Origin of the sequence: Dyadobacter sp. 22481 (genome assembly GCF_052044875.1) — a bacterium.
Lineage (GTDB): Bacteria > Bacteroidota > Bacteroidia > Cytophagales > Spirosomataceae > Dyadobacter > Dyadobacter endophyticus.
On the sequence record NZ_JBQENV010000001.1, the window covers coordinates 270,873 to 295,141 of the forward strand.

The following is a 24,269-nucleotide window of genomic DNA, read 5'->3' on the forward strand; positions in this document are numbered from 1 at the left end:
GGCATTTTAGAAATCAGTGTTGTCCGTTAGCGAACGGCCTTGCGTCCGAATCCGAACGTGCTAAACGCCTTACCAGGAGCTATTTGGATATGCTTAATAGTTTGTAACCATTGTATGATTAATAACTTATCAGTACATTAAAGGCATTATCAAAATGGTGCCGATCTGATTGATATTCTGTCACAGCTTTATTACAAGCGAATTAACCGTTCATAGCCATGAGACATTTTAATTATTGCTGCCGATCCTTTGTTGCAACTGTACTTGTTCTTGCGCTGGCGCAGCACACGACATGCGGTCAAGTTCATTCATTCGTCGTCCGGGGGAAAATTGATCCGTTAAAAAAACAGGAGACCGTTCACATTTGGTATCCTGATCCGACCAACCTGGTCGGTGTCAAAGATTCGGCGGTTCTCCACGACGGGAATTTTGTAATCGACGGCACCATTAAGGCTCCTGGTAAAGCTATTATGTATACCAAGCCTGATTACAGCAATATTGAATTCTATGTTGAGCCAGGAACTATTTTGGTGGAGAGCACTGGCTTATTGAGTGAGGCGGTAGTCTCCGGAGGTCAGGCCAATAAAGATTTTGGTAAGCTCGCCGAAATGCTGCGGCCCGTCACCCGGAAGCTTTCCGAAACATATCAGGCATACCACGCAGCGAAAAAAGCATTACCTGATGATGCGGACAAGAAGGAATTCGAACAAAGGTGGGAGAAGCAATTGGAAGCGGTGCGTACAGAAAGGACCAATGTTTATAGGCAATTTATTCAGGCCATGCCTGCCAGCATTGTCAGTATTGGAGCCGTCAAATCCGTCGGTGGCTTTACGCCGGACGTTAAAGAACTCACCGGCCTGTTTGAAAGCCTGGATAAATCTGTTCAAAATAGCCCCTCCGGCATATACTATAAGGATGCTCTCACCAAGCTTTCGAGAACCAGCATTGGCGCAGTTGCTCCGCATTTCGTTCAGGCAGACACTGCCGGAAAGCCGGTTTCTTTGAATGAATTCCGGGGGAAATATTTGTTCGTTGATTTTTGGGCCAGTTGGTGCGGTCCGTGTCGCGCTGAGCATCCGGGCCTGGTCAAGGTATTTGATAAATATAGAGATCGCAATTTCACCATTGTCGGGATTTCACTTGATCAGTTAAAAAACAGGGACGCATGGATAAAAGCGATAAAGGCAGATAAATTGGCATGGCCTCAACTTTCAGATTTAAAAGGTTGGTCAAATGAAGTATCGACTTTGTACGGTGTGGAAGCTATTCCAAAGAACTTTTTAATCGGGCCAGACGGCACGATACTATCCATAGATCTGAAACCGGATGCCTTAGACGAGAAATTGGCCAAATTTTTCCCGAATGCTCCCTAAAAAGATCCTTAGACGGGCTTATTATAAATAGCTCAGCCACCATTTGTCTTTATGTGCTTGTTTGTAAGCATCGTAACGTTTGCACAAGGGGTATAGGCCGATTACAACGCATACCCAGAATAGGTAAGCGACGGGCAGCGAAAAACCGTAGCCTTTCAGGTTTTCGGTGAACCAGATCGGTTTTTCCAGTATCCATCGCCGCCAGTCCTGTCCGGGCGTTAGCGCTGACGCGAGCATCGCGATTGCATGGATCACATAGATATGGACCAGGTAATAAAACATGGGTACCCTGCCGTAGACCGAGATGATCTTTACGCCGGGCCCTTTTAACCGCTCCGTAAATGACAGGAACAGGCAGGCGGTGCCCAGCGTGATCAGCAGATACGAAAGAGACGGAGGGTATTTATTGACGTTGATGAATGATAAAAAGGTAAAGAAGTTATCTTTTTGCACGGTCCAGGGTACGGGATCGCCATAGCTGTTGAGCAGGCGGATCAATACGAAGACGGTCAAAGCGCAGAGCCCTGTCCATTTTAGATGGCGTTGCCTTTTTGCAACATCATAGCCGGTGGTGTACCAGACGCCCATACAATAGCCCAGCGGCATCACCGCCAGGAGCGGGACAATGGGATAGCCGACCAGGAAGAGCTTTTCGTGCCAGGAGAAGAAACGTTGGTCGTGCACCAATGCCCAAAGGAAGGAGGGAAATGTATTACCGTCCAGATGGACGCTATCCAGCAGGTTATGTCCGGCAATGATCAATAGGCATACAGACAGGATTACTTTAACCGGCAAATAAACCAAGACCGCAAGGACAATCATGCTCAGGCCAAGCGCCCAGATGGTGATGAAAAAGAACATAGGGAATTCCAGGTTAAAGTTCCATCCGAGATTGACCACGGTCAGTTCAAGGACAATTAACCAAATACCCCTTTTTAAGAGGAATACGCTTAGTTCTTGCTTGGTCTTCCGCTGACCGATCAGGTAGGCCGAGGTGCCGGCCAGCAGCATAAATATCGGGGCGCAGAAATGAGTGACCCAACGGGTAAAAAATACCGGGCCGTTCGTCCTCGCCAAGTCTAAGGGATCGTACAAAAAGGAGTCTGTGAACAGGTAGTCCCTGACGTGGTCAAGCGCCATAATGATCATGACCGTACCGCGAAGCAGATCAATGGCCGTTATTCTGTTCTTGCTGAAATTGTCCATCGGTTTGGTTTTGACTATCGTCCTGGAATTTGGGGGCGCAAGGCCTTTTTTGTTATGGAAGCATCGTCTGAAGTTCAACGCTATGCCCAGCAAATACCATTCACGCAGGGTAAGAATGTATATCAAGGTGCGTTAATCCTTCCTAAACTGAATCAGAAAACCCGTCCAACCTTGTTCCGGTGTCAGTTCATGGACCTGTCCCGGCCGGATGAAAATTACGATATGGTCGGCGACAATACTAAGTATTTTTCCTGTATTTTGAAGGAGACATTCCCATGTTCTTTGTGAAAATCTGACGAAATGAGGAAAATCATTAAATCCTACCAGTTGACGATCAATACGCTAGGGCTTATCAAGCGGAATGGACTTACATACCTGCGCGAACATGCCCGAATGGTAAGCCAGTTTATTATCACCATTTTTTTCCTGGGGTTAGGGCTGTGGTTTTTTCGGCATCAGCAGATAGAGCTGATGCAGGTGAGGGCTATTGTTTCCGCTTCCAGTTGGGATTGGCTGATTCTCGGTATTGTTTTGACCATTATCTACATCATTCTGCAAGGCTTGATGTATGTGGCATCGTTCGCGGCTGTGGGGGAGCATATATCACTTTTAGACAGTACAGTGCTTTTCCTGAAACGGAATTTTGTCAGCGTGTTTCTTCCCGCAGGCGGGGTGTCTTCTCTGGCTTTCTTTACCACGGCTATCGAAAGAAAAGGAATCAGTAAAGCACAGATCCATTTTGCGTCTGTAATCTATGCGTTTGTAGGAATATTGTCTGTTGTGCTCGTCGCGGCTCCTGCTTTCGTCATTGCAATTTCCCTGGGGAGTATTGGGGAAAAAGAGTTGGTGGCGCTTATATCGGTGGTTGTCCTGATGCTCGTGCTTCTTATACTTTACAGGTCGATTGTTGCCCAGGGATATGTTTTCAACAAGCTGATAAGCCATTTCCCCTCGATAGAATACTACCTGGATAATTTGAAGAGTAACAAGATCGAAAGGAGGCAGTTTTTTCGAATCGTTTTGTACAGTGTTATCATTGAGCTGACGGGTATAGCTCATATCTATATTGCAATGCGCGCACTGCATTTACAGCCTAATTTGCTCGCTGCCACCCTAAGCTATATTGTAGCCGTCGTTTTTCTGATACTTTCTCCGTTTCTGCGAGGCCTGGGCGCCATAGAGCTATCAATGGCTTACCTGCTGGGCAGATTTGGATTCGGCGATGCGGCAGCACTTTCTATTACGTTGTTTTACAGACTTCTTGAGTTTTGGATACCGCTCGCGGCCGGAGCATTGAGCTTCCTTTTGAAAATTAATAAGCTCATCATGCGGGTATTCCCCGCCTTGCTGCTACTGATTCTGGGTATAGTCAACATCATATCAGTGTTGACACCGGCGATTGGCAGTCGGCTCCATTTGCTGGAAGATTTCATCCCGGTAAGTGCGATGGCCGTTTCCAACTATTTTGTGTTAATCACTGGCCTGTTTCTGCTGGTCACCGCGGCGTTTATGCTTAAGGGGCTGAGGACGGCATGGTACTTTGCGTTGTTTCTTTGCGTTGTTTCTGTTGTCGGAAATCTGCTTAAAGCAATCGATTACGAAGAAGCTCTGTTTGCTGCTGCGGTGATGATAATCCTGGTGGCATCAAGAAAACAGTACTATATGCACAATAGCCGCCGGTTGGGGTTGATTGGTGTGAAGACGATGCTTTTAGGTTGCTTGGCAGTTCTTCTGTATGGATTTATTGGGTTTTATAATCTTGATCCTAACCATTTTGACCAGGATTTTAATTGGATGGAATCGGTCCGGTATACTTTTCAAAACTTCTTCTTGCTGCGTAGCGAGGGGCTCGTTGCAAAGGATAATTTTGCCCGCGATTTTTTATACTCGCTCAATATCAGCGGAGCCGCATGCATTTCTTTCCTGGTCTACACGCTTGTCCGTCCTCATTTCTCACAAGCTCAATCGGAGCAAGATGATTTTGAATGGGCTCGCCAGCAGCTTGGCAAATATGGCGATTCCTCGCTGGATTACTTCAAAACGTATCCGGACAAACTTTTTTTTCGGATTCCTGAGAAAGAAGGGTTTCTCAGCTACCGGATTGCCGGAAGCTTTGCCGTAGTGTTGGAAGGCCCGGTTGCTCCCGACAAATCGAAGAAGGAGATTGTGGACGCATTCGACAGGCATTGTTTCGAAACAGGGTTAAAAAGCATTTACTATCGGGTATCCGAGGAATCGCTTTCGCTTTTTCCCAAAAAGGGGCGGTTGCTTTTAGGACAGGAAGCGGTGGTGGACCTGCTGAGTTTTTCATTGGAGGGTGGTGCCAAGAAGTCAATCCGTAATGCATTAAAGAAGGTTACAGACAAAGGCTTTCACACGAAAGTTTACGCTGCCCCCATTGAAACAGATCTGTTAAAAATGCTGAGGGCCGTCTCCGACGAATGGCTTGAAGAAACGGGACGGTCCGAAATTGTCTTCTCTCAGGGCATGTTTCTGGAAGAGGAGCTTCGGCAGCATACGATCATGACGGTGGAGGATGAAGAGGGGAAAGTTGTTGCTTTTCTTGACATTATTCCAGATTATGTGAAGGATGAGGCAACATTTGATCTGATCCGGAAAACCAGGGAGGCGCCCAATGGAATCATCGATTTTATCACGGTTGAAATGTTTCTGTATCTGAAAAATCAAGGATATCGATCGGTGAATTTGGGCTTTGCCCCATTGTCGGGAATTATCGACCCCAGGAATTTTCCTGAACGTTCCATGAAATTTGCATACGAGAAAATAAGAGCATTCTCACATTATAAAGGGCTACGCGACTATAAGGATAAATTCTCTCCCGTATGGTCTAATAAATATCTGGTTTATGATCAGGATTACGATCTGTTCAAGGTTCCCGCTGCGTTGACGTCCGTCATTAAACCCTAGCCCTCAGTTTTCAATTCTTATAACAAATGTTTGAAGAGTAATGAACAAATTGCTGACGACCATATTACTGCTCTGTACGTTATCCATTACTGTGAAGGCTGTTGGGACGGAGTTTTTTTCTTATGGCCCTTTTGGGAAAATTACCCTGTATCACCCGGCTAAACAACCCAGCTCCGTGGCCCTGTTTGTTTCGGGAGACGGAGGTTGGGATTCTGGTGTAATCAATATGGCTAAAACCCTTGCTGAAAAAGGGGCACTTGTGCTGGGAATAGATGCTCGCACTTACAAGAAATCGCTTGCCGCACAAAAACAAGGCTGCCTTTATCCGGCCTCGGACTTTGAGAATCTGAGTCTGATGATTCAAAAGAAATACAAGTTTCCTACTTATTTTAAACCCGTTTTAGTCGGTTACTCGTATGGGGCCGTCCTGGTGTATGGCATACTGGCGCAGGCTCCGGCAAATACTTTTAAAGGCGCTTTGGCACTCGGTTTTTGCCCGGATATTGATGTTCCGCGCCCGCTTTGTAAGGGTACAGCACTCAGTATCCGCACGATAAAGGAAGGCAAGTCGTATTATCTGGAAAAGACCTCCGGATTAACAGCACCATTCATTGTTTTGAATGGCGTTAAAGACTTGAATTGCCTGTATCAGCCGGTAAAAGAATTTCTATCGAGTGTTGCAAGGGCGGAACTTGTGCCGCTGCAAAAGGTGGGGCACGGTTTCGGCGTCGATGCAAACTGGCTACCGCAATTTAAAACAGCTTATCAGAAAATTTGCGATGCGCCATCTTTTGCGCAGCTTAAAGCGGAAGAAAATCAGGCCCTTCGTAATCAGAACTTTGTTCCTTTCCCTGGACAACTCCCATTGTGTATGGTACCTGCTTCCAGACCGGACACGCAGCTGCCGCTTGTTTTCTTTGTTTCCGGCGATGGGGGCTGGACCAGTTTTGACCAGTCCGTGTCAGAGGCAATTGCGTCGCTGGGCATGCCTGTCATTGGAATGGATGCCCAGAAGTATTTTTGGAACAAGAAAAGTCCGGAGATGGCCAGCTCGGAAATAGCTCAGGCTATTAACTATTACAGGAACCATCTGCAAAAAACACGGGTGATATTGGTTGGGTTTTCGTTTGGGGCCTCTATCGTTCCATTCGTAGCGAATCGGCTCGCTCTTGGAAAGGATCTCGAAGGAATGGTTCTTTTTTCTCCATCTTCCTCGACTGATTTTGAAGTCCATCTTGCCGACATGCTTAGCATAGGAACCGGCCAGAATGACGAAAATGTCCTTTCTGAAATCCTTAAAGCCAAAGCGATAAGCACTATTTGTGTTTTCGGCTCGGAAGAGGACGTCGCTTTCAAAAACAAGCTGACAGATGCGGGCATTAAGACTGCCCTGATTCCCGGGGGGCATCACTATGATGAAAATTACCGTGGACTCGCAGAAACGGTACTTAAAGTCGCCGAATAGGGGCGATCCGACCTTGGATAAGTTAACACAAAACACGATGAACAGGACCTTGGCTACCTTTCCGACTTTAATTTTTTTCCTTCTCCTGGCGGGCAAGCTTTTGGCCCAAACGCTTCCACCTGGTCTGGAAAACGAATATTATCTCAAAAAGCAATACCAGGACACCTCCTATCTGGCGGCCAAGAATAGGGTTTCTGCCGAGTTTGCGCACACCCCACCCGGCAGTTGGGGAGAGTTTGTAAAGGGTGTCGACGAGGACATTGTGACCAACAAAAAGCTGCTTGCCCTGACTTTTGACGGCTGCGGAGGCCCACACGGCAGCGGATATGATGCGGAGCTGATCGGCTACCTGGAAAAAATGAAAATACCCGCCACCTTGTTTGTGACGGGCAGGTGGATTGACGCCAACTATCCGACATTTCTAAACCTGAGTAAAAACAGCCTTTTCGAAATTGAAAATCACGGCCTGAATCATAAGCCTTGTTCAGTGGACGGCGAAAGCGAATATGGGATCAAGGGCACCCCCGACGTTCCCGACGCATTTGATGAAATTGAAGCAAATGAACGTAAAATCACGGCTATTACCGGCAGACGGCCTGTTTTCTTCCGGTCAGCTACTGCCTTTACAGACGAAGCGTGCGCGAAAATCGCAAGGCAGCTTGGAGTTACCATGATCAGCTTCGATGTTCTTTCCGGCGATGCCGTTCCTAATACACCGGCCAATGTCATCGAAAGCAGTATCTTAAAACATGTCAGGCCGGGTGCACTGATTATTATGCATTTCAACCACCCGGAATGGAATTCTTACGAGGCTTTGCAAAAGGTTGTGCCATCCTTACTTGCGTTGGGTTATTCGTTTGTGCGTTTGAAGGATTATCCGTTGAAAGGGAGGTAGCCGTCGTGCTCATTATCAAATGGTAATTAGGGAAATCAGCGTATAGACTCTCTCAGCGATTCAATGATCGTTGCAGACATCCAGAAAATGTCTCCGTCGCGAGAAAAGAATAAATATTTTCCGTCGCCTGTAACGAACGGGCAAAATTCATACCCTTCCGTATTGACTGCGTTACCCATGTTCTTTGCCTTTTGCCACTCCCCGCTGCTGTCTTTAAAGCTGATATACAGGTCGCCTTTTCCCAGACCGCCCGGACGTTCAGAGCAAAAGATAATATATTGCTCGTCGGGGGAAACAAAGACGTCGGCTTCGTAATGCTCACTGTTTACAGCATTTGCAAGCTTATTGGAAGGTTCAAATGTACCTTTCGAAAAGCGGGATAGGCGGATATCATAATTTTGATCGGCCGCCTGATTTGTACCTCCATTCGAGGAAAAGTACATGCTACCTGTTTTTGTAAATGACATATAATATTCATTTTTATTCGTGTTAATAGCCGGGCCAGCATTAACCGGAGTCTGGGACCAGCCGTCTTTTTGCCGTTCCAAATACCAGATATCGAAGTCTTTCTTCTTGCCTTTTCCATCTTTTGCCTGGTCGGATATAAAGTAGAGTCGTTTCTTATCGGGAGACAGGAAGGGATCATTGTATTCATAGTTGGTGCTGCCAATGATCGTTTGAGGTTTTTCCCAGGCGTTATTTACAAACCGGCTCCACCGGATCTGAGGCTTATCATTAATAATTACTGCATAATAGAACTCGGTGCCATCTTTGGAAAACGTCGATCCATATTCGTAGTGATTTTTTGAAGAGATTAAATTCGGCGCAAACAAAGTCGCCACCGAACCGGGAGGCTTCTGATTTAAATACATAGCACTTTCTGGGACGGTCTGCCCCAGCAGTGTAATCGGTAAAATGAGTAGTAGTGCAAGCAGTATCCGCAAATAGGTCATAGCGAAGGTTCTGGTTAAATGTAAATACTGGCAACGATAGAATACCAATCGCCTATGCGATAGTCGTGCCAGTTGTTAAGTGTTTGGAATATAGGTAATTAAATATTTGTGCGGTGCGAATGAGTGTGCGCCTTCGCTCGCTGCGTTCGATATCGAACAGCGAGAGGCTAGCCCCGGCTATCAATCTCAGCGACTAGTTTTTTTGTGAGAAGAACAGTGTATATGTCATTTTTTTGGTAGTCTAATCCGCATATCAACATACTTTTCGGGGAGAGGGCGATGGACATATCCATACCCATATCGATGCAAGGCCGTAGTTGGCGGGGTGCTGTCGCGAAGATCAATCGTAGCCTGCTCAAATACCTCTTTGACGAGCTGATCGCCAATCGGACCGGTTTTTGCCGGAGCGTAGACGGACCTGTTACCCCAAAAACCTGGTATTTTCTCTTTCACAGCAAGCGGTAATGTGTCCACTGCAATGTTGAAAGCGATGTTCATTGTATAGCGAACAGCCACTCGTTTGAAGTTTTTTTCGGCAGGTCGCCATCTAGGCATTAATCGGACGACACGCATAGCTTCATGATCCAGGTCTTTTCTTACACCTTTTTCGATTTTAGGATCGCTTACATTCCCCTCCGTATCGATTAGGAATGACACCAGCACCTGTCCTTCGACCCCGTCGAGAATGGCCTGCTTTGGATATTTTAGCGTGGTGGCGATGAAATTGCTTTTATCAGGAAGTCCTGGCCAGCGGTCCAGCAGCATGCGGGCTCGCTCGTTAGTTACGAGCATTCGTCTGGCTGCACGCTTATCTTTCTTTGTCAAACGTGGCATGGTGTTACGCTTCAACCGAATAGGGTATTCATCGCTCGACTTGCGAATTTTCTGTGTGTAACGTAAAAAATCGTCGTGCTCCACCGTCATCGTTGAGCCCCGGGGAATGTTAGTTGCCTCGAAGCGGCCTGTTGGGCCAGTTACCGCACTTTCATAGCTGCCCGAGAAAGTGATCGCAGCATTGGACACCGACACACCCGATTCGTCAGTTACGATTCCTTTAACCGTTACTAAATCAAAAGTATGCGCATTTTCAGCCCGGATGTTTCTTTCTTCATAGACATACTTTCTGGCGGCCATCAGAATGACTGCCAACGCGAGCACAGGCAATAGCAGCAGGTACTTACCCCTTAGCCAGGCCGCTGTCCGGTTCTTGTATATCATGTGAATCCGTCTTTTAAGCAACGAAGAGTTGAAGAACTGATTGGTAATGGAAGTCGCTATTGAACTTTTCGCGTAGGCAAGCAGGAATGTGGCGTAATAGTCCCTGTCGGTGGCCTGCTCATCGGCTAGAAACTCGTGTGTATCCTGTAATGCACGTTTGTAAAGCCATACGGCCGGATTGAACCAGAATGCAACCTTCAATACTTCGATCAGCAGAATATCGAGCGAGTGCCATTGTTTGATATGCACTATTTCGTGCGTGAAAATAGGTTCAAAGTTTTGCTCGTAATCCTCATTGGAGATGATCATCCATTTGAGGAATGAAAACGACCCGCTCCGGGTATGCTGGCTTTCACTGATGACCAGACGATAACCCTGCATGGGAATGCAAATCCCACGCTGCACGATTCGAAACACCTGACGGATAGCGCAGATCAGCCCAGTCAGCATCACAACAACTCCGGCACAATAGCAGGCGAGCAGTAAATATTCCGTAGAATTTGTACCAGCCGTCACTTCCGCAGCTGCGACCGGACCGCTTGCCGTTGCCACAACGCTCGCATTTTCGACGACTGTAACGGTTTGCTGTAATTCAATGAGCGGAATCAAAAAGCTGATGACCAAAGAGAGAAGTAAATAGCCCCGGTTGAGCATAAAAAAGGTGTGCTTCCGGAAGAGCAGCCAGTAGCAGCCATAGAATACCGCCCAGCAGATGTTGACTTTCAGCAAATAGGGAAGTGCTTCCATTTTTCAGGATGTTTATTACTTGCTTTTATTTTTTTCGATAAACGCGGCTAAATCGTCGAGGTCACTCTTTTTTAAATTATCGTCTTTCATGAAGAAAGAGACGAGGTTGGTTACAGAATTGTCAAAGTAATTTTCTACAAGCTGCTGAACCTCATATTTTCTGTATTCCTGCTCGCTGATCAGCGGGTAGTATTCGTGTGTATTGCCGTAGGTGGTGTGGGCGACGATACCTTTTTTTTCCAGTATGCGCACGAAAGTAGCAACGGTCGTATATGCGGGCTTCGGGTCATTCATTTGCGCCAGGATGTCTTTAATGAATGCTTTGCCGAGTTGCCAGAGAATCTTCATGATTTCTGCTTCGGCCCGGGTAAGTGAACGGGGTTCCATATTCCAGATTAATAGTATGATGTTATCGCAAACGTACTACTAAAAAACTAGTAGACAAACTAATTGATTAGATTTTGTACTAATTATTTAGTAATAATAAGCCCAATGCTCGACAAGCCGCGACTTACCTGCCTTAAAAGTGAAAAAATGGGCGTAGTAATCTTTCATATCCTGGTCCGGTTAAATTGCAGAATCCTCCTTCTGTAACGACTCGGCCACTTCTCTCAGTAAATGAAGTGCTACTTTCCAGTAAAACTCCAGGTGTTTAAAAATCTCGAACGTCACTAAGTTGCTAATCGTTAATTTTAGAACGGTGCGACTGTCGATATTTTGTAATTGGAACTGCAAGAGCGAGTAATTCTGCGGCACATCAGGTATGAGCGACAATGTACTCCAATGCGTGTATTGCAGCGCGGCGGGAGGATCGAATCGGATAATTTCACCCCGGTTTTCAAATGGCAGGCCGTGCAGATCTCCCTGTTCCCGTAACTTACCGCCCTCATGCCATTCGGTGTCGATCTCGACCGGTGTATCAAACATCCATTTCCCGATCAATTCGGGTTGGGTCAGCACAGTCCAGACGTGCTCGGCGGACGCATTTACAGTAATATCAAGGTAAATCAATGGATTCTCGAGCACAGCTGTTGTATTGGTGGATTGTTCAGGAGAACAAGCGGAGTGCCGTGCGAATTCCTTTCCTTCACTTAAAACCTGTACCCGAGATGGATCGTTGGAAAAACGGACCATCGTGATTGCGTATAATCATGTCCATTGCTTGTAATGATCGAAGGGTTTAGAGCATGTATCAAGCCTACCCATGGAACCAGGTAAAAACCTTTAAACTGACGTTCTTCCTTTCCAAACATGAACCGATACCCCGTTCTTAATCCAAGCGTTACGCCACTTACAGACTGGGTGTCACCACCCGACTTCAAACCAACTTTGTCGGTTGCATAATCTGATTGCAGACCAATGAACAATCCACGGTTACGGCGCAGCAGATAATCGACTTTAATACCGCCGCCGGAACTAAAAACCGAGAAAAGTTTATTCTCCACGGCGAAACTAGGCTGTTTGATGCCAAAAATACCGGCATCGAACCGTAAATGCCCCCTGGTATAACCAAGATGGAACGAGTATCCGTTAAATATGAATGCAACCGGATCTGCTTCGACCTCAAACCGGTCAGGCGAAGGAAGGCGCTGTGCTTGGCTTTGAAGGCAGGATACCAACATGGTAATCAAAATGACTTTGCAGATTCTGGTCATAACATTTCGTGTTTGATGAGCTGCAAAGATATCCACCGTCAATAGGGCCAGTCCTTAACAAAAGATAAGAAATCACCCCGACCGGGCAATTCGCTTGCGGATGCGGCTGAGGGAAACCGGCGTTATTCCCAAAAACGAGGCCAGAATATATTGCGGCACACGCTGTACCAAATGTGGATAGTGGAGCGAAAACAGCTCGTAACGCTCCTTGGGCCCGGCCAAAATATAGGATGACAAAAGCTGTTGTGCAGCAATAAACCGGGCCTCCATTACTTTTCGCATGATCACATGCGTTTTAGGGACCTGCGCGTAAAGTGCATTAAGATTGTCCGTGCTGAGCGCAAGGATCGTACAGCTTTCCAATGTTTCAAGATTCTGCGTGCTGGGGTGCTGTTTAATGAAGCTTTCCATGCAGCTGGCGAACATATTTTCGCAAAAAATAAAGGCGGTAATCTGTTCATTGTCTCTGGTTTGGTAATAAAGCCGCACCAAACCGGAACAGATAAAATATACTTCCTTCTCAATTTCTCCTTCCCGGGTAATGATCGTTTTGCTATCTACAGTCCGTTCCGTAAAGGCAGCTCTCAGCGAGCCCCACTCCTCGTCCGAAAGAGGAACAAGGGTTTCAAGTACTGATTTAAGCCTGTCATACGCATTCGGGGTCTGCATTGTTTTCACGATGATTGATTTGGGCAGTAGTTCGCGAAAAATCATTGATTTTACAAGGGAGTTATCAGAGGAGTAGCAAATGTAATGCAGGCTTCAGGGCGAAGGCGGCGGGGCCGTTATCCTGAATATTCCGCCGACCACCCTGGGCTCAAAACGAGCAGGCTGGGGATCAAGCGGAATTTCAGTTTCTAAAAAACTAATTTGCATTTATAAAGTGGCCATTCCTCCATCGATAATTAACTCAGTTCCAAGTAAGAACCGGGATTCATCGGAAGCAAAGTACACGGCGGCACTGGCGATCTCTTCGGGAGCACCAAAGCGTCCTGCCGGAATTTGCGCTGCAATGCTCTCGCCGATTTGTTTGAATTCAGCTTCGGATATCCCGAATTTGTCGGGTGTATGGAGTGGCGTGGCAATTGGGCCAGGGCTGATGGCATTTACGCGGATCTTTCTGGAAACGAGCTCGGCCGAAAGGTTTTTGGCCAGCGATAGCAGTGCAGCCTTCGATGCAGCATAAATACTGGCTCCGGGCATACCCACATGCGCGTTGATCGAAGTATTCAGGATGATCGATCCTCCGTCGCTAACCAATGGTAGGAGGGCCTGGATCGTGAAAAAGGCACCTTTAAAGTTCACATCCAATATCTTATCAAAAAAGCCTTCACTCACCTGATCAATCGGTGCAAACTGGGCAATTCCTGCATTGATAAACAGAATATCGACTTTGGGCGCAATCGCTTCTACCTGCGCTTTGATCGCCTGAATATGCTCCCATTTTCCGGCATCGGACACAATGCCGTGAACACATTCTCCGAGCGCTTGCTCTACCTGCTGGTTCGCATCGGCATTCCGCCCGGTGAAAATAACTTCTGCACCTTCCTGAACAAAGGCTTGCACCGTAGCCAAACCTATTCCGCTGTTACCGCCTGTAACTACTGCTGTTTTATGAGCTAATCTTGACATGATCTTCTTCGTTTGATTGTTTTGTAATGATCGATACAAAACTACTTAAAATTTTTGTAGTGATCACTATAAAACACAAAAAAAATTTAGATAGCTGAGAGAATGACGTCTAATGCACTGTGCAAGTGTTTCTTATTATTATTGGTAGCGGCTATCACACGAATGCCCATGAAGCTGATAAACAGAAAACTGGCCAGTATGTCGGCATCTTTATCGGGAGAAATCTCACCTGTCTGCTGGCCATTGCGAATCAGGTCGGCCAGGATCGAGCGGACGCGGTGCTCATTGTCGGAAGCGATTGTAAACACCTGGGCATCCTGGTTGGCCATTTCGGTAATCGTGTTGACCATAAAACATCCGCGGCGTTCCGGGTCCGCCAGGGTTTCATCTACCAGCGATGTCAAAAGAAGCCGGATGATTTCCCTGACGGGCTTGTTTTCACCCACCGACTGCCGCATCCACGCATGCTGGGATTGCATATAGGCTTGCAGAGCCGAGACAAACAGCGTATGCTTATCCCCATAGGTGGCATACAGGCTTGGTGCATTGATCTCCATGCTGGCCGTGAGATCTGAAATCGAGGTACCTGCATACCCTTTTTTCCAAAATACGTTCAGGGCCTTTTGCAATCCGGCAGCATCATCGAATTTTTTGGGTCGTGCCATAGCTGTTTTGTATCGTTCATTACAGTAACAACGCCTGCACACTTTGGTTCCCAAACAGCACCGACGAGGTTCCATTCTAAGAGCCCTTCATCAGCGGCCAGTCGCGCACAGGAAGCATGTGCGGTATTGCTCGTGACTACCTGGCAAGTTGGAGATCTGCTATGCTTTTGATCCGATTGCGTTCCAAAAATGCATCAATCGTTTCAAAATGCTCGATCACACGTTTGTCTTTGAACTCAAAGACCTTTTGGGATAAGCCTTGCAAGAAATCACGATCGTGAGATACCAGCACCAACGTACCATCAAAGTTTCTGAGTGCTTCTTTCAAAACATCCTTCGACTTTAAGTCCAGGTGGTTCGTAGGTTCATCGAGAATTAACAGGTTTACAGGTTCCAGAAGCAACTTCACCATTGCGAGCCGCGTTTTTTCTCCGCCGGACAAAACACTGACTTTCTTGTCAATATCATCCCCTTGAAACATGAAGGCCCCCAAAATATTCTTGATTTGGGTTCTCACATCTCCTTCTGCGACCTCGTCCACCGTCTGAAAAATAGTCAGATTAGGGTCCAGCAGGGATGCCTGGTTTTGCGCAAAATAGCCGACCTTAACATTGTGTCCAAGCTGGCAGGTGCCATCCACATCGATCTGGCCCATGATTGCCTTAATCATTGTAGACTTACCTTCCCCATTTCGCCCCACAAATGATACCTTTTCACCTCTTGAAATGGACATGCTTGCGTTTTTGAACACAACCTGGTCCCCGTACGACTTTGACACATCTTTCACGGTAACCGGATAGTCCCCTGACCGCGGCGAAGGTGGAAACCGAAGTTTCAGGGCGGAATTATCAATTTCGTCAATTTCAATAATTTCCAGTTTCTCCAACATGCGTTCGCGGGAGGAAACCTGATTGGTCTTGGAGTATGTCCCGCGAAAGCGTTCAATGAACTGCAGATTATCAGCAATCATTTTCTGCTGTTCCTGATACGCCTTAATCTGATGTGACCTGCGCTCCTCACGCAGCACCAGGTAATGTGAATAGTTTGCTTTATAGTCAAAAATCCGCCCCATGGTCACTTCAACGGTACGGTTGGTAATGTTGTCGATGAAAGCACGGTCGTGGGAAATAACCATTACTGCATTTGCCTTATTCACCAAAAAATCTTCCAACCACATCACGGACTCGATGTCAATGTGGTTCGTAGGCTCATCCAGCAAAATCAGGTCTGGCTTTTGCAATAATATTTTCGCAAGCTCGATACGCATGCGCCACCCTCCGCTGAACTCCTTGGTTTGCCGCTGAAAATCTTCCGGCCTGAATCCTAAACCTTTTAAGGCCTTTTCAACCTCCGCGTCATAATTTACCTCTTCCAGCTGGTAGTATTTTTCACCCAGTTCGGTAACCTGCTCGATGATTGCCATATATTCATCGCTCTCGTAATCTGTGCGGGTTTCGAGGGCAAGATTCAGTTTTTCCATCTCGGCACGCATTTCAAAGACCTGCTTGAATGCTTTTGCCGCTTCTTCGAAAACGGTACAGTTATCTTCGGTCAGTAAATGTTGCGGCAGGTAGGCGATGACGGCATCCTTAGGCGCACGTACGTGGCCACGCGTGGGTTTTTGTTCACCAGCAATAATTTTCATCATGGTGGACTTCCCGGCGCCATTTTTACCCATCAGGGCAATTTTATCAGTAGGGTTAATCACGAAGGAAACTTCGCTAAAAAGGACAGAACCGCTAAATTCAACGGCCAAATTTTCAATTGTAATCATCTTTGCACTGGTTGAAGCGGCAAAGCTACGATTATAGCATTGAAAGAGACGAAAAAAGTCAACTTTTGGCCCTTTCTGTCTTGTGAGGTGTCCTATTCCTACTTATTCCCACTCTTACGGTCCAGAAACAAGTACCGGGCATCATTGTATTTTACTGCTTTCGATTCTTTGTCCAAAATCATCACCGGTGGTGTAGCATCGTTTGGCTGCGCTGCCTGCCATTCGGGAAGTTTATCGCCGTTTGGATTTCCTTTGATAATAAAATTTGCAAAGTAATTCAGCATGGTTTCTGATACTTTGTAGTCATCCGGCGTCCAGGCGTAGTCTTTCACCAGATCCAGGTTTCCCATGCAATATTCAATCTCACAGGCATGCGGGGCTCCAATGGGTTCGGGCATCTTATTGGCAGCCTGCTGTACACCGCCGGCAAGGCCGGGTGTCAGGTTTTTGTCAACCAAAGGTGGGCGAAGTTTGCTATAAAGGTAACGGTAGACGGCCTGATTGCTGTTTTTGCGATGCACATCAAACCACTTCCAGGTGCTGTAAGCGATGAACCGGTCGGAAGCCAGGTTGGTCGCGGCCCATTCTACTTCTTTCGCATTGCCGTGCGGATACACTTTCAATACCTCTTCCCAGTCATCCGGATAAGCCTCTTTTACCTTTTTAACCAAATTCTCGTCATTGATAGCTCCTTGCGTGAAAGCTGTTCCCGGAATCTCGGCCGAATTCCAGCCCAGGAGCAGAGGGACTTGCGCTTGTTCCCTGGCATTAAAAATTTCCAGCATAGTCTTTGGAAGAAAGTATCCATCTATTACGGAGGGAAAACCGAAACGTTTGGATTCGGTATATGCTTCGTACAGTTCGCGGGTGCTGGCTGCCCTGAGCTGGGCCAGGGATGTGTAACCGGCATTTTTGGCAAACTCGGCGCCTACCTTTTCGGCTTCGGCCAACGGCACTGCCGATAATGCGCCAATTCCGGAGCCACTCTCACCGATTGCACCGGCTATCAGGTTCCTCGATAATGGGGAGGCCATTTGCGCACTTACAGAAATTGACCCGGCGGACTCACCCGCAATGGTCACCTTCTTAGGATCGCCGCCAAATGCCGCAATGTTTTTGTTCACCCATTTCAATGCAAATGCCTGATCCAGCAAGCCATAGTTGCCGGATGCCTTGTAGGCGGCTTCTTTACTCAACTCCGGATGCGCCAGGAATCCGAACAATCCCAGGCGATAATTAACCGTAACAACCACAATTCCTTTCCTGGCCATAGCTGCTCCGTCATAACGGGGTTCGGAGCCATCGCCGGCAACGAATCCGCCACCATAGAAATAAACCAAAACGGGAAGCCCGGCTGTGTTGCGTTTAGCGGGGGTCCATACGTTCAGATACAAGCAATCTTCGCTGATACCGTTCGAACGGAAACCCATGTCGCCGAATACGGGTGCTTGTATGGCACGCGGGCCAAATGCTTTCGTTTGTTTTACGCCTGTCCAGTTGCTCGGCGCTTGCGGTGCTTTCCACCGGAGGTCCCCAACCGGCGGTTTGGCGAAAGGGATGCCCAGATAGTATTGCAGGCCGGTTTTAGTGTCAAACAGGCCCTCGATCGTGCCGGTTTCTACTTTTGTTTGCACCGCAAATCCATTGTTACCCTGTGCAAACAGGTTGGTGCTGTCAACGAGGCACAACAGTAGTGCCGCCAGGAAAAGGAATGTTTTCATTCTTATTGTCTCAGTTTGTGACAATAGTAATTGGTAATTATCAGAAGTGCTAACTATTTTTGATGAAAATTTTCAGAATGCCCAAAACGGCCTATTTACCCCATATTGCTTACGATTCAGTGATCTTTGGATTTTCAGAAGGTGACTTGAAAATCCTGATCATGGAATATCATAACACCGGCCTGTTCGCATTACCGGGCGGGTTTGTACAATTGCAGGAAAATCTGAACGACGCTGTGCTTCGTGGTTTGAATGAACGGACGGGCCTGACGGACATATACCTCGAACAATTCTATACATTTGGAGATTTTAGCCGTTTTGATCCCGAAGTCATGCGAACTTTGCTGGAAGCCAACGGTATTCTGCCTGGTGATGGATACCAATGGATGCTGGACCGGTTTATTTCCGTAGCCTATTACGCGTTGATCAATTACGAAGAGGTAACACCAAGGCCGGATGCACTTTCGGATTCCTGTGAGTGGTATCCGGTCAATGAACTTCCTGAACTTATTTTGGATCACCGGGATATCGTTGAGAAAGCCATTCAAACTTTACGGGATAATTTGGACAGAAAACTGGTGGGAGGGAACCTGCTTCCCAAAAAATTCACCATGAATGAACTTCAAAATGTGTACGAAGCCATTTTAGGAACCAAGCTTCGAAGAACAACTTTTCAGCGTAAAATGCTCGCGGCGGAGGTATTGACACGTCATGAGAAGCACTTTTCAGGAAAGGCACATATGGCTCCCTATTTGTATAGCTTTAAGTGAGGAGTAGCTCCGATAAAAATTTTGCTCATAGCGAGGCCATTAAAAAGCTGCCGCAAATGAGTTGCGGCAGCTTTTTAATGGCCTCTTATTTGCGTTATTTGAAATGCAATTTAAAGCGGCATAAACGAATTTTCGTACATCTGCGCGATAACCGTCGGATCTGAAATGTCGCTCTGAGGCGAATTGGCAAACACTGCTACCTGCACGGGGCCAAAGTCGATCAAGATCGTTTCGCAATTATAGCCGACTCCGCTTTTATAAAAATAGTTGCCTTTCGTGCCGGTAAGTTTACCATCGAAACCAAGCAGTTTGGATTTCATCAGGTTTAGCTCAGTAAGGGTGAGTAATTCATTTTTAGCAACTTTTGAGGAGAGTTTTCCGAATTGAGAAGCGCTCAGATATAAGCCGGTAGCGCCACAGTCCCAACGAACGATGGGCTTGTCGATTCCTGGCTCATCACCATTTCTGGACGGGTAGCCCTGCGTAGACAGCCCCGCACTGATGGGCCCCATTTGTCCCCAGGCATTTTGTCCCCAGGCTTGCCAATCGATTACTGTCGCATTTTCAAGCCCTGCCGGAACAAACACATTGGTGCGTACAATGTTGCGATAATGCTCGCCGTATAATGCGAAGTTTTCGGGTGTCGCATTCAATTCATTCCATTTAGCAGCATTGCCCTGTTTTTTTAGTTCAGTTGCTTCTACATAAGGAAGTATGATCCCCAGCAACAAATAGTTGATATTGTTATCCTGCTTTGTTTTTGAATTAAAGATGCTTTCATTGACCGGTCCTTCCACAGTCAGTTTAACTTTATCCCAATGATTCGGATAATAAATAAGGCCTGTTTTGTGTGCTAAAAATCGCTCAAAATCCAGCTCTTTAAATTTAGAACTGGGCACCCAGTTTTTAGGAAGATAGTTCCATACTTTTGTCGTAATGGGTAAATTGTATTTTTTAAGAATTTTTAATACCGTAATGGCAGTTACGTATTGTGTCGTGTTCAGTACCTCCTGTTTTACAATGGCACCGTGCAACTGAAAGTTTCCTTCGAAGTGCTTTCTGGCAAAGCCATCGCCTCCATTGGCGCGGTAAAATTCCTCTCCGTTATTGTAAATAGCATAGCCAAAACCAACCTCGCCTTCCAGGAGGTTTTCTATTCTGGTTGCAAATCCGTTGGCGTCAAATTTGGTCGGGATTCCCAGCTTGGCGTTGCGGTTATCTCCTTCTGTTTGTGCTGATAATTCCTCTGCCGGAATAAGGTCTTCTTTGCAGGAAGTAGTGAATAATGCCACTACTGCGAGAACGCCCAGGCTTAATGATTTAACGATGTGCTTTTTCATTGTTAACTGTCTTTGAGTATGGATAGTAGTTTAATTTATATCACAAATGTATAGTGAAGACTAAAACCCATTTTTTAACAGTTCTGTAAAAAGAATAAAAAATTATAAATGAAGATTCGGGATTGTGCCAGCACTGCCGGATTTCAAAATGACATGGTGGTAGCGATCAGGAAATTGCTCTTGCTCAACCCGGAACGCTACCAGTAACTTGTTAAACTACCATATTCACCATTGACTGGATCTGTGAAGGGAATTGGCACGCTCCTGATGCGGTCCAATGCCCTGTCTCTCCCTTCTTCATCACCTTTCAGGAGGTCCCACGCTCTGCCTTCCGGGTAGCCGCCGACTACTTCGTAATCGTGCGAAGTTGTCAACGCGCAATGGCCAACACCGGCTGGAAGTATGACGACATCGCCTGCGTTCAGGAGCAAGCGCTTCCCCAAACGTCCTCCGACTTGCAGCGTAACACTACCTTTGCCCATACCCAGCACTTCGTGTGTTGTGCTGTGGAAGTGATCATAGGGAAGAATGATGTCGCGCCAGTTATTGGTCCACCCGTTTTTAATAAAAGTAGATTCAAACCAGTCCGACTTATCTTCTACCATGCAAACTTGCCGGTAAACAAGGACAGGCAAGCTACTGTTAGGTATCAGCCCATCGTCTTCAAACCAATATTTCTCGACTTCAAAATCTTTTGACATAACCATCGAATGTTTATAACTACTTCTGGGAGAGTCGAATGAAAACTAGCGAAATTGACTTTATATAGCTTACATAAATCCAGTTTGCAGTCTGGATATTGCAACACAACGAGTATGGATTTAGTATTCACATAAATACTTCACTTCCTTCACTATGATCCGAAATTACTTAAAAATAGCCCTTCGCAATTTGCGCGCAGGCGGCTGGTATTCTGCATTGAACATCGGCGGTCTGGCGGTGGTGTTGGCTGTCAGCCTGCTTTTGTTCCGGTGGGTTCAGGATGAGCTGAGTTATGACAGCTTTCACGCCGATACAGAACGGATCTATCAGGTCAATGTTCATTTTGGTAAAGGCGAGGACGAATATACTTCTACCTCGACACCCGGCCCCATCGCAGTGGCGGCGCTCCGGGAAGTGCCGGAAGTAGAAAGCGCGGTGCGCATGGGTGATTATCCGTCGGCGACATTCCGCGCCAACAACAAAACATTTACGGAAAAGGATAACCTGGCTTATACGGACGCCAATTTTGTCGACATCTTCAACGGCTTCAAAGTGCTTTATGGCAACAAAAATGTACTTTTTCCTACCCCTAATGCCGTTGTATTGTCAGAGAAACTGGCTCGTAAGTTCTTCGGAACGGCTGATGCCATTGGAAAAACCTTCACCAATGTTGAAAGCAATGCCACCTTCACGGTAAGCGCAGTTTTGGAAAATGCGCCTGATAATTCATCGTTCAAAAATGATATCTATGTGAATCTGGCCATTCTGAAAACCCTTGATCCGGGAAAAGGAGGACGCCCGGTGGACGAGAATTGGGATGATTACGGGTTTGGAACCTATGTGAAGCTGGCAGCGAACGCAGATCCGTCGGCAGTTGCAAAAAAATTAACCTCGATACAAGCCAAAACGCGCGACGACGCGACTAATCCGTCAAACTTCCAATTACAGCCGCTTTCTGAAATCCATCTTTATGCTGTCGAAGGCAACGATTCGGCCGATAAGCAGGTGGGGATAATGGGAGCGGTTGCGCTGCTTTTGCTCAGCATTGGCTGCATTAATTATGTAAACCTGACCACAGCGCGGGCCACGAGGCGGGCCAGGGAAATCGGCATTCGCAAAGTCGCAGGCGCCGGCTCGCGGCAGCTGGCTATGCAATTGCTGGTGGAATCCTTGCTGACACTAAGCCTTTCCTTGTTTTTGTCAATCATGCTCCTACAAGGAATTCTACCTTTTTATGCGAGCATTACGGGCAAGTCGGGCCGCTTTTCCCTTTTCGATCCGCATACCTGGCAAATTCTGCTCGGCGCGCTCACATTCTGTTTTATTCTGGCAGGCGTTTACCCTGCGTTTTTGATTTCGGGTTTTAATCCCGTTCAGGCATTAAAAGGGCGTTCCAGCCACGTGAGTGGTGCTTTGCTGCGCAAATCGCTGGTAGTGGCGCAGTTCGCGCTGGCAACCATGCTCATTGTAGGCACCTTTGTTATCGGGAGTCAAATGCGTTTTATCAGAGATCGAGACCCGGGTTTCGACCGAAAACACACTTTTACATTCGACGGACGGACCTTTACGCCACAGATCAAGCAAGCGCTCAGCGGTGAGTCGAGCGTTCTGGGCGTAAGTACTTCAACAGATACGCCGGTTAATGTCTTGACAGGGACTTTATCAACGGATTGGGATGGAAAGGCTAAGGATAGGGCGCTTATTATGGCACAGCTGAATGTGGATCGGGATTTTATCCCGAATTTTAAATTAAAACTGCTCGCAGGGCGGAATTTCAGGGGTACCAAAGTAGATTCGACCTCTGTGATTTTGAATGAAACTGCCGTGAAGCAAACTGGAATTAAGGACCCGATCGGCAAGCGTTTTAAGCTGGATGCCACAGAAGGGATCATCATTGGTGTGGTGAAAGATTTCAATATAACCTCGGTCAGGATGCCTATCTTCCCTTTGGTTATATTTAGCCATCCGGGCCGAAATTTCCGTGTGCATGTACACACAACGGCAGAACTTGCGCCAGTCGCCATTAAAAAAACCGAACAGTTATGGAAGCGATACATGCCGGCCTATCCGTTCGAATATGCATTTCTGGATGCCGATTACAATGCGCTCTACCGCACGGAGGAGCAAACGGGTCGGCTGTTCAACTTTTTTGCAGGCGTGGCAATTGTAATATCATGCCTGGGACTACTGGGGTTAACATCATTTACCACCGAACAGCGTACCAAGGAAATTGGAATCCGGAAGGTGCTGGGTGCGACGGTTTTGAATATTACAACATTGCTGTCCAGGGACTTCATGAAATTGATCCTCATCGCCATCGTAATCGCGTCGCCCATTGCCTGGCTTGTAATGGATCATTGGCTGAATGATTTTGCCTATAAAGTGGAAATTCAATGGTGGATTTTCTTGCTGGCGGGGCTATTGGCCGTGATCACGGCGTTGCTTACCATTGGTTTCCAAAGTATCAAAGCGGCCATGGCCAACCCGGTTCAGTCAATCAAAGCGGAGTAACAAAAAACATTCAATCGCCCGGGTTACCGCCCTTGCCCGACTTTCAGCGGTGTGGCCTTTGCCGGAGTGCACGCCGCTGCATATGCCGAAAGTATTTCTCCCAATATATATTCAGCTACGGGAATTGTTCCCGGAAATGAAAACCCGGATTCCCGACCGGGCTTGCCTCCCCACTGTAGCGTTTGCTTCCGCTGATACGTCATGTGTTTGAAATCAAATCACTTAGAACCATGAAAAAAATCAGACTAGTTGGAACAGGAATGCTGTTGCTGTCATTGCTCTCATTCGTCGCCTGTGATCATAATAACCAAAATGTAAAGCCCGATCCGGGAAGCGAACTAAATGGTGATTACGAACGGATCATGAAGAGCAGGGCAGACTCCCGCGGTGTCCCTTTCGAAATCCCGAACATCGTACTTACCGGCAATACGCTGGCCATCGATGTGAAGGGCGGCTGTTCGGCGGATGACTTCAAAACAATCTGGAATGGAGAGATACTTGAATCTTATCCGCAGCAGATCAACCTGGTGGTAGCAAATGAGAGCAACAACGACGGCTGCGATCCCAAAGGATCCTACACGTTGCAGGTTGATCTTAAAAAGTTAATAGGTGATTCCTTCAATCCAACCGACTTCGTAGTGAGAGTGTCCAATGGGTCGAAAGTGGCCGACAAAGTGGTGGATGAAAAAGGGAGCGTGTCGAATTTGTAAACAA

The 24,269-nt window shown here is 46.9% G+C and carries 20 protein-coding genes; 7 read left to right on the forward strand and 13 right to left on the reverse strand.

Annotation, left to right across the window (positions count from 1 at the left end; genetic code table 11):
• Positions 1–218: 218 nt before the first annotated feature.
• Positions 219–1,373 carry a redoxin domain-containing protein gene (locus ACTJJJ_RS01045; RefSeq protein ID WP_440701166.1) on the forward strand — a complete coding sequence of 385 codons (1,155 nt, stop codon included), beginning with the start codon at positions 219–221 and terminating at the stop codon, positions 1,371–1,373.
• Between the two features lie 21 nt (positions 1,374–1,394).
• Here ACTJJJ_RS01045 and ACTJJJ_RS01050 read toward each other — a convergent pair whose 3' ends face one another.
• A complete protein-coding gene (locus ACTJJJ_RS01050) occupies positions 1,395–2,579 on the reverse strand; it encodes a DUF1624 domain-containing protein (protein WP_440701167.1) in 1,185 nt (394 codons plus the stop codon).
• Positions 2,580–2,879: 300 nt separating this feature from the next.
• Here ACTJJJ_RS01050 and ACTJJJ_RS01055 point away from each other — a divergent pair, with 300 nt between their 5' ends.
• The 3 genes from ACTJJJ_RS01055 to ACTJJJ_RS01065 all read left to right on the forward strand — a co-directional run bounded on the left by ACTJJJ_RS01055 (position 2,880) and on the right by ACTJJJ_RS01065 (position 7,867).
• Entirely contained in the window at positions 2,880–5,507 is a 2,628-nt protein-coding gene (locus tag ACTJJJ_RS01055) for a phosphatidylglycerol lysyltransferase domain-containing protein (RefSeq protein WP_440701168.1), read from the forward strand.
• A gap of 175 nt (positions 5,508–5,682) precedes the next feature.
• Positions 5,683–6,972 (forward strand): AcvB/VirJ family lysyl-phosphatidylglycerol hydrolase, encoded by a 1,290-nt coding sequence (locus ACTJJJ_RS01060; protein ID WP_440701169.1) that lies wholly within the window; start codon positions 5,683–5,685, stop codon positions 6,970–6,972.
• A gap of 37 nt (positions 6,973–7,009) precedes the next feature.
• Positions 7,010–7,867: a polysaccharide deacetylase family protein gene (locus ACTJJJ_RS01065; RefSeq protein WP_440701170.1), complete on the forward strand. Its 858-nt coding sequence runs from the start codon at positions 7,010–7,012 to the stop codon at positions 7,865–7,867.
• A gap of 35 nt (positions 7,868–7,902) precedes the next feature.
• Here the strand turns inward: ACTJJJ_RS01065 and ACTJJJ_RS01070 are convergent, their stop codons facing one another.
• The 10 genes from ACTJJJ_RS01070 to ACTJJJ_RS01115 form a co-directional block, all read right to left on the reverse strand.
• Positions 7,903–8,820, reverse strand: a complete 918-nt coding sequence (locus ACTJJJ_RS01070; protein ID WP_440701171.1) for a hypothetical protein — start codon at positions 8,818–8,820, stop codon at positions 7,903–7,905.
• Between the two features lie 225 nt (positions 8,821–9,045).
• Positions 9,046–10,785, reverse strand: coding sequence for a TonB family protein (locus tag ACTJJJ_RS01075; RefSeq protein ID WP_440701172.1), 1,740 nt, complete (start codon positions 10,783–10,785; stop codon positions 9,046–9,048).
• A gap of 15 nt (positions 10,786–10,800) precedes the next feature.
• Positions 10,801–11,172 carry a BlaI/MecI/CopY family transcriptional regulator gene (locus ACTJJJ_RS01080; RefSeq protein ID WP_188931582.1) on the reverse strand — a complete coding sequence of 124 codons (372 nt, stop codon included), beginning with the start codon at positions 11,170–11,172 and terminating at the stop codon, positions 10,801–10,803.
• A gap of 180 nt (positions 11,173–11,352) precedes the next feature.
• The gene (locus tag ACTJJJ_RS01085; RefSeq protein ID WP_440701173.1) at positions 11,353–11,811 is read right to left on the reverse strand and encodes an SRPBCC family protein; all 459 of its coding nucleotides are present in this window, start codon (positions 11,809–11,811) and stop codon (positions 11,353–11,355) included.
• 65 nt (positions 11,812–11,876) lie between these two features.
• Positions 11,877–12,440, reverse strand: coding sequence for a hypothetical protein (locus ACTJJJ_RS01090; RefSeq protein WP_426295168.1), 564 nt, complete (start codon positions 12,438–12,440; stop codon positions 11,877–11,879).
• Positions 12,441–12,512: 72 nt separating this feature from the next.
• Complete coding sequence (locus ACTJJJ_RS01095; protein WP_440701713.1) at positions 12,513–13,109, reverse strand: Crp/Fnr family transcriptional regulator; 597 nt, start codon at positions 13,107–13,109, stop codon at positions 12,513–12,515.
• Between the two features lie 207 nt (positions 13,110–13,316).
• Positions 13,317–14,072, reverse strand: a complete 756-nt coding sequence (locus ACTJJJ_RS01100; protein ID WP_440701174.1) for an SDR family oxidoreductase — start codon at positions 14,070–14,072, stop codon at positions 13,317–13,319.
• Between the two features lie 86 nt (positions 14,073–14,158).
• Complete coding sequence (locus tag ACTJJJ_RS01105) at positions 14,159–14,737, reverse strand: TetR/AcrR family transcriptional regulator (protein WP_440701175.1); 579 nt, start codon at positions 14,735–14,737, stop codon at positions 14,159–14,161.
• 136 nt (positions 14,738–14,873) lie between these two features.
• Positions 14,874–16,511 carry an ABC-F family ATP-binding cassette domain-containing protein gene (locus ACTJJJ_RS01110; RefSeq protein ID WP_188931570.1) on the reverse strand — a complete coding sequence of 546 codons (1,638 nt, stop codon included), beginning with the start codon at positions 16,509–16,511 and terminating at the stop codon, positions 14,874–14,876.
• Positions 16,512–16,609: 98 nt separating this feature from the next.
• Positions 16,610–18,232 carry a carboxylesterase/lipase family protein gene (locus ACTJJJ_RS01115; RefSeq protein WP_440701176.1) on the reverse strand — a complete coding sequence of 541 codons (1,623 nt, stop codon included), beginning with the start codon at positions 18,230–18,232 and terminating at the stop codon, positions 16,610–16,612.
• Positions 18,233–18,294: 62 nt separating this feature from the next.
• Between ACTJJJ_RS01115 and ACTJJJ_RS01120 the strand changes: the two genes are divergently transcribed.
• Entirely contained in the window at positions 18,295–19,002 is a 708-nt protein-coding gene (locus ACTJJJ_RS01120; protein WP_426295165.1) for an NUDIX hydrolase, read from the forward strand.
• A gap of 110 nt (positions 19,003–19,112) precedes the next feature.
• Here the strand turns inward: ACTJJJ_RS01120 and ACTJJJ_RS01125 are convergent, their stop codons facing one another.
• Positions 19,113–20,342: a hypothetical protein gene (locus ACTJJJ_RS01125; RefSeq protein ID WP_426295164.1), complete on the reverse strand. Its 1,230-nt coding sequence runs from the start codon at positions 20,340–20,342 to the stop codon at positions 19,113–19,115.
• A 197-nt stretch (positions 20,343–20,539) separates the two neighbouring features.
• Positions 20,540–21,043 carry a cupin gene (locus tag ACTJJJ_RS01130; protein ID WP_440701177.1) on the reverse strand — a complete coding sequence of 168 codons (504 nt, stop codon included), beginning with the start codon at positions 21,041–21,043 and terminating at the stop codon, positions 20,540–20,542.
• A 154-nt stretch (positions 21,044–21,197) separates the two neighbouring features.
• Here ACTJJJ_RS01130 and ACTJJJ_RS01135 point away from each other — a divergent pair, with 154 nt between their 5' ends.
• The gene (locus ACTJJJ_RS01135; RefSeq protein ID WP_440701178.1) at positions 21,198–23,555 is read left to right on the forward strand and encodes an ABC transporter permease; all 2,358 of its coding nucleotides are present in this window, start codon (positions 21,198–21,200) and stop codon (positions 23,553–23,555) included.
• 230 nt (positions 23,556–23,785) lie between these two features.
• Complete coding sequence (locus ACTJJJ_RS01140) at positions 23,786–24,265, forward strand: hypothetical protein (RefSeq protein WP_188931560.1); 480 nt, start codon at positions 23,786–23,788, stop codon at positions 24,263–24,265.
• The last annotated feature ends 4 nt before the right edge of the window (positions 24,266–24,269 follow it).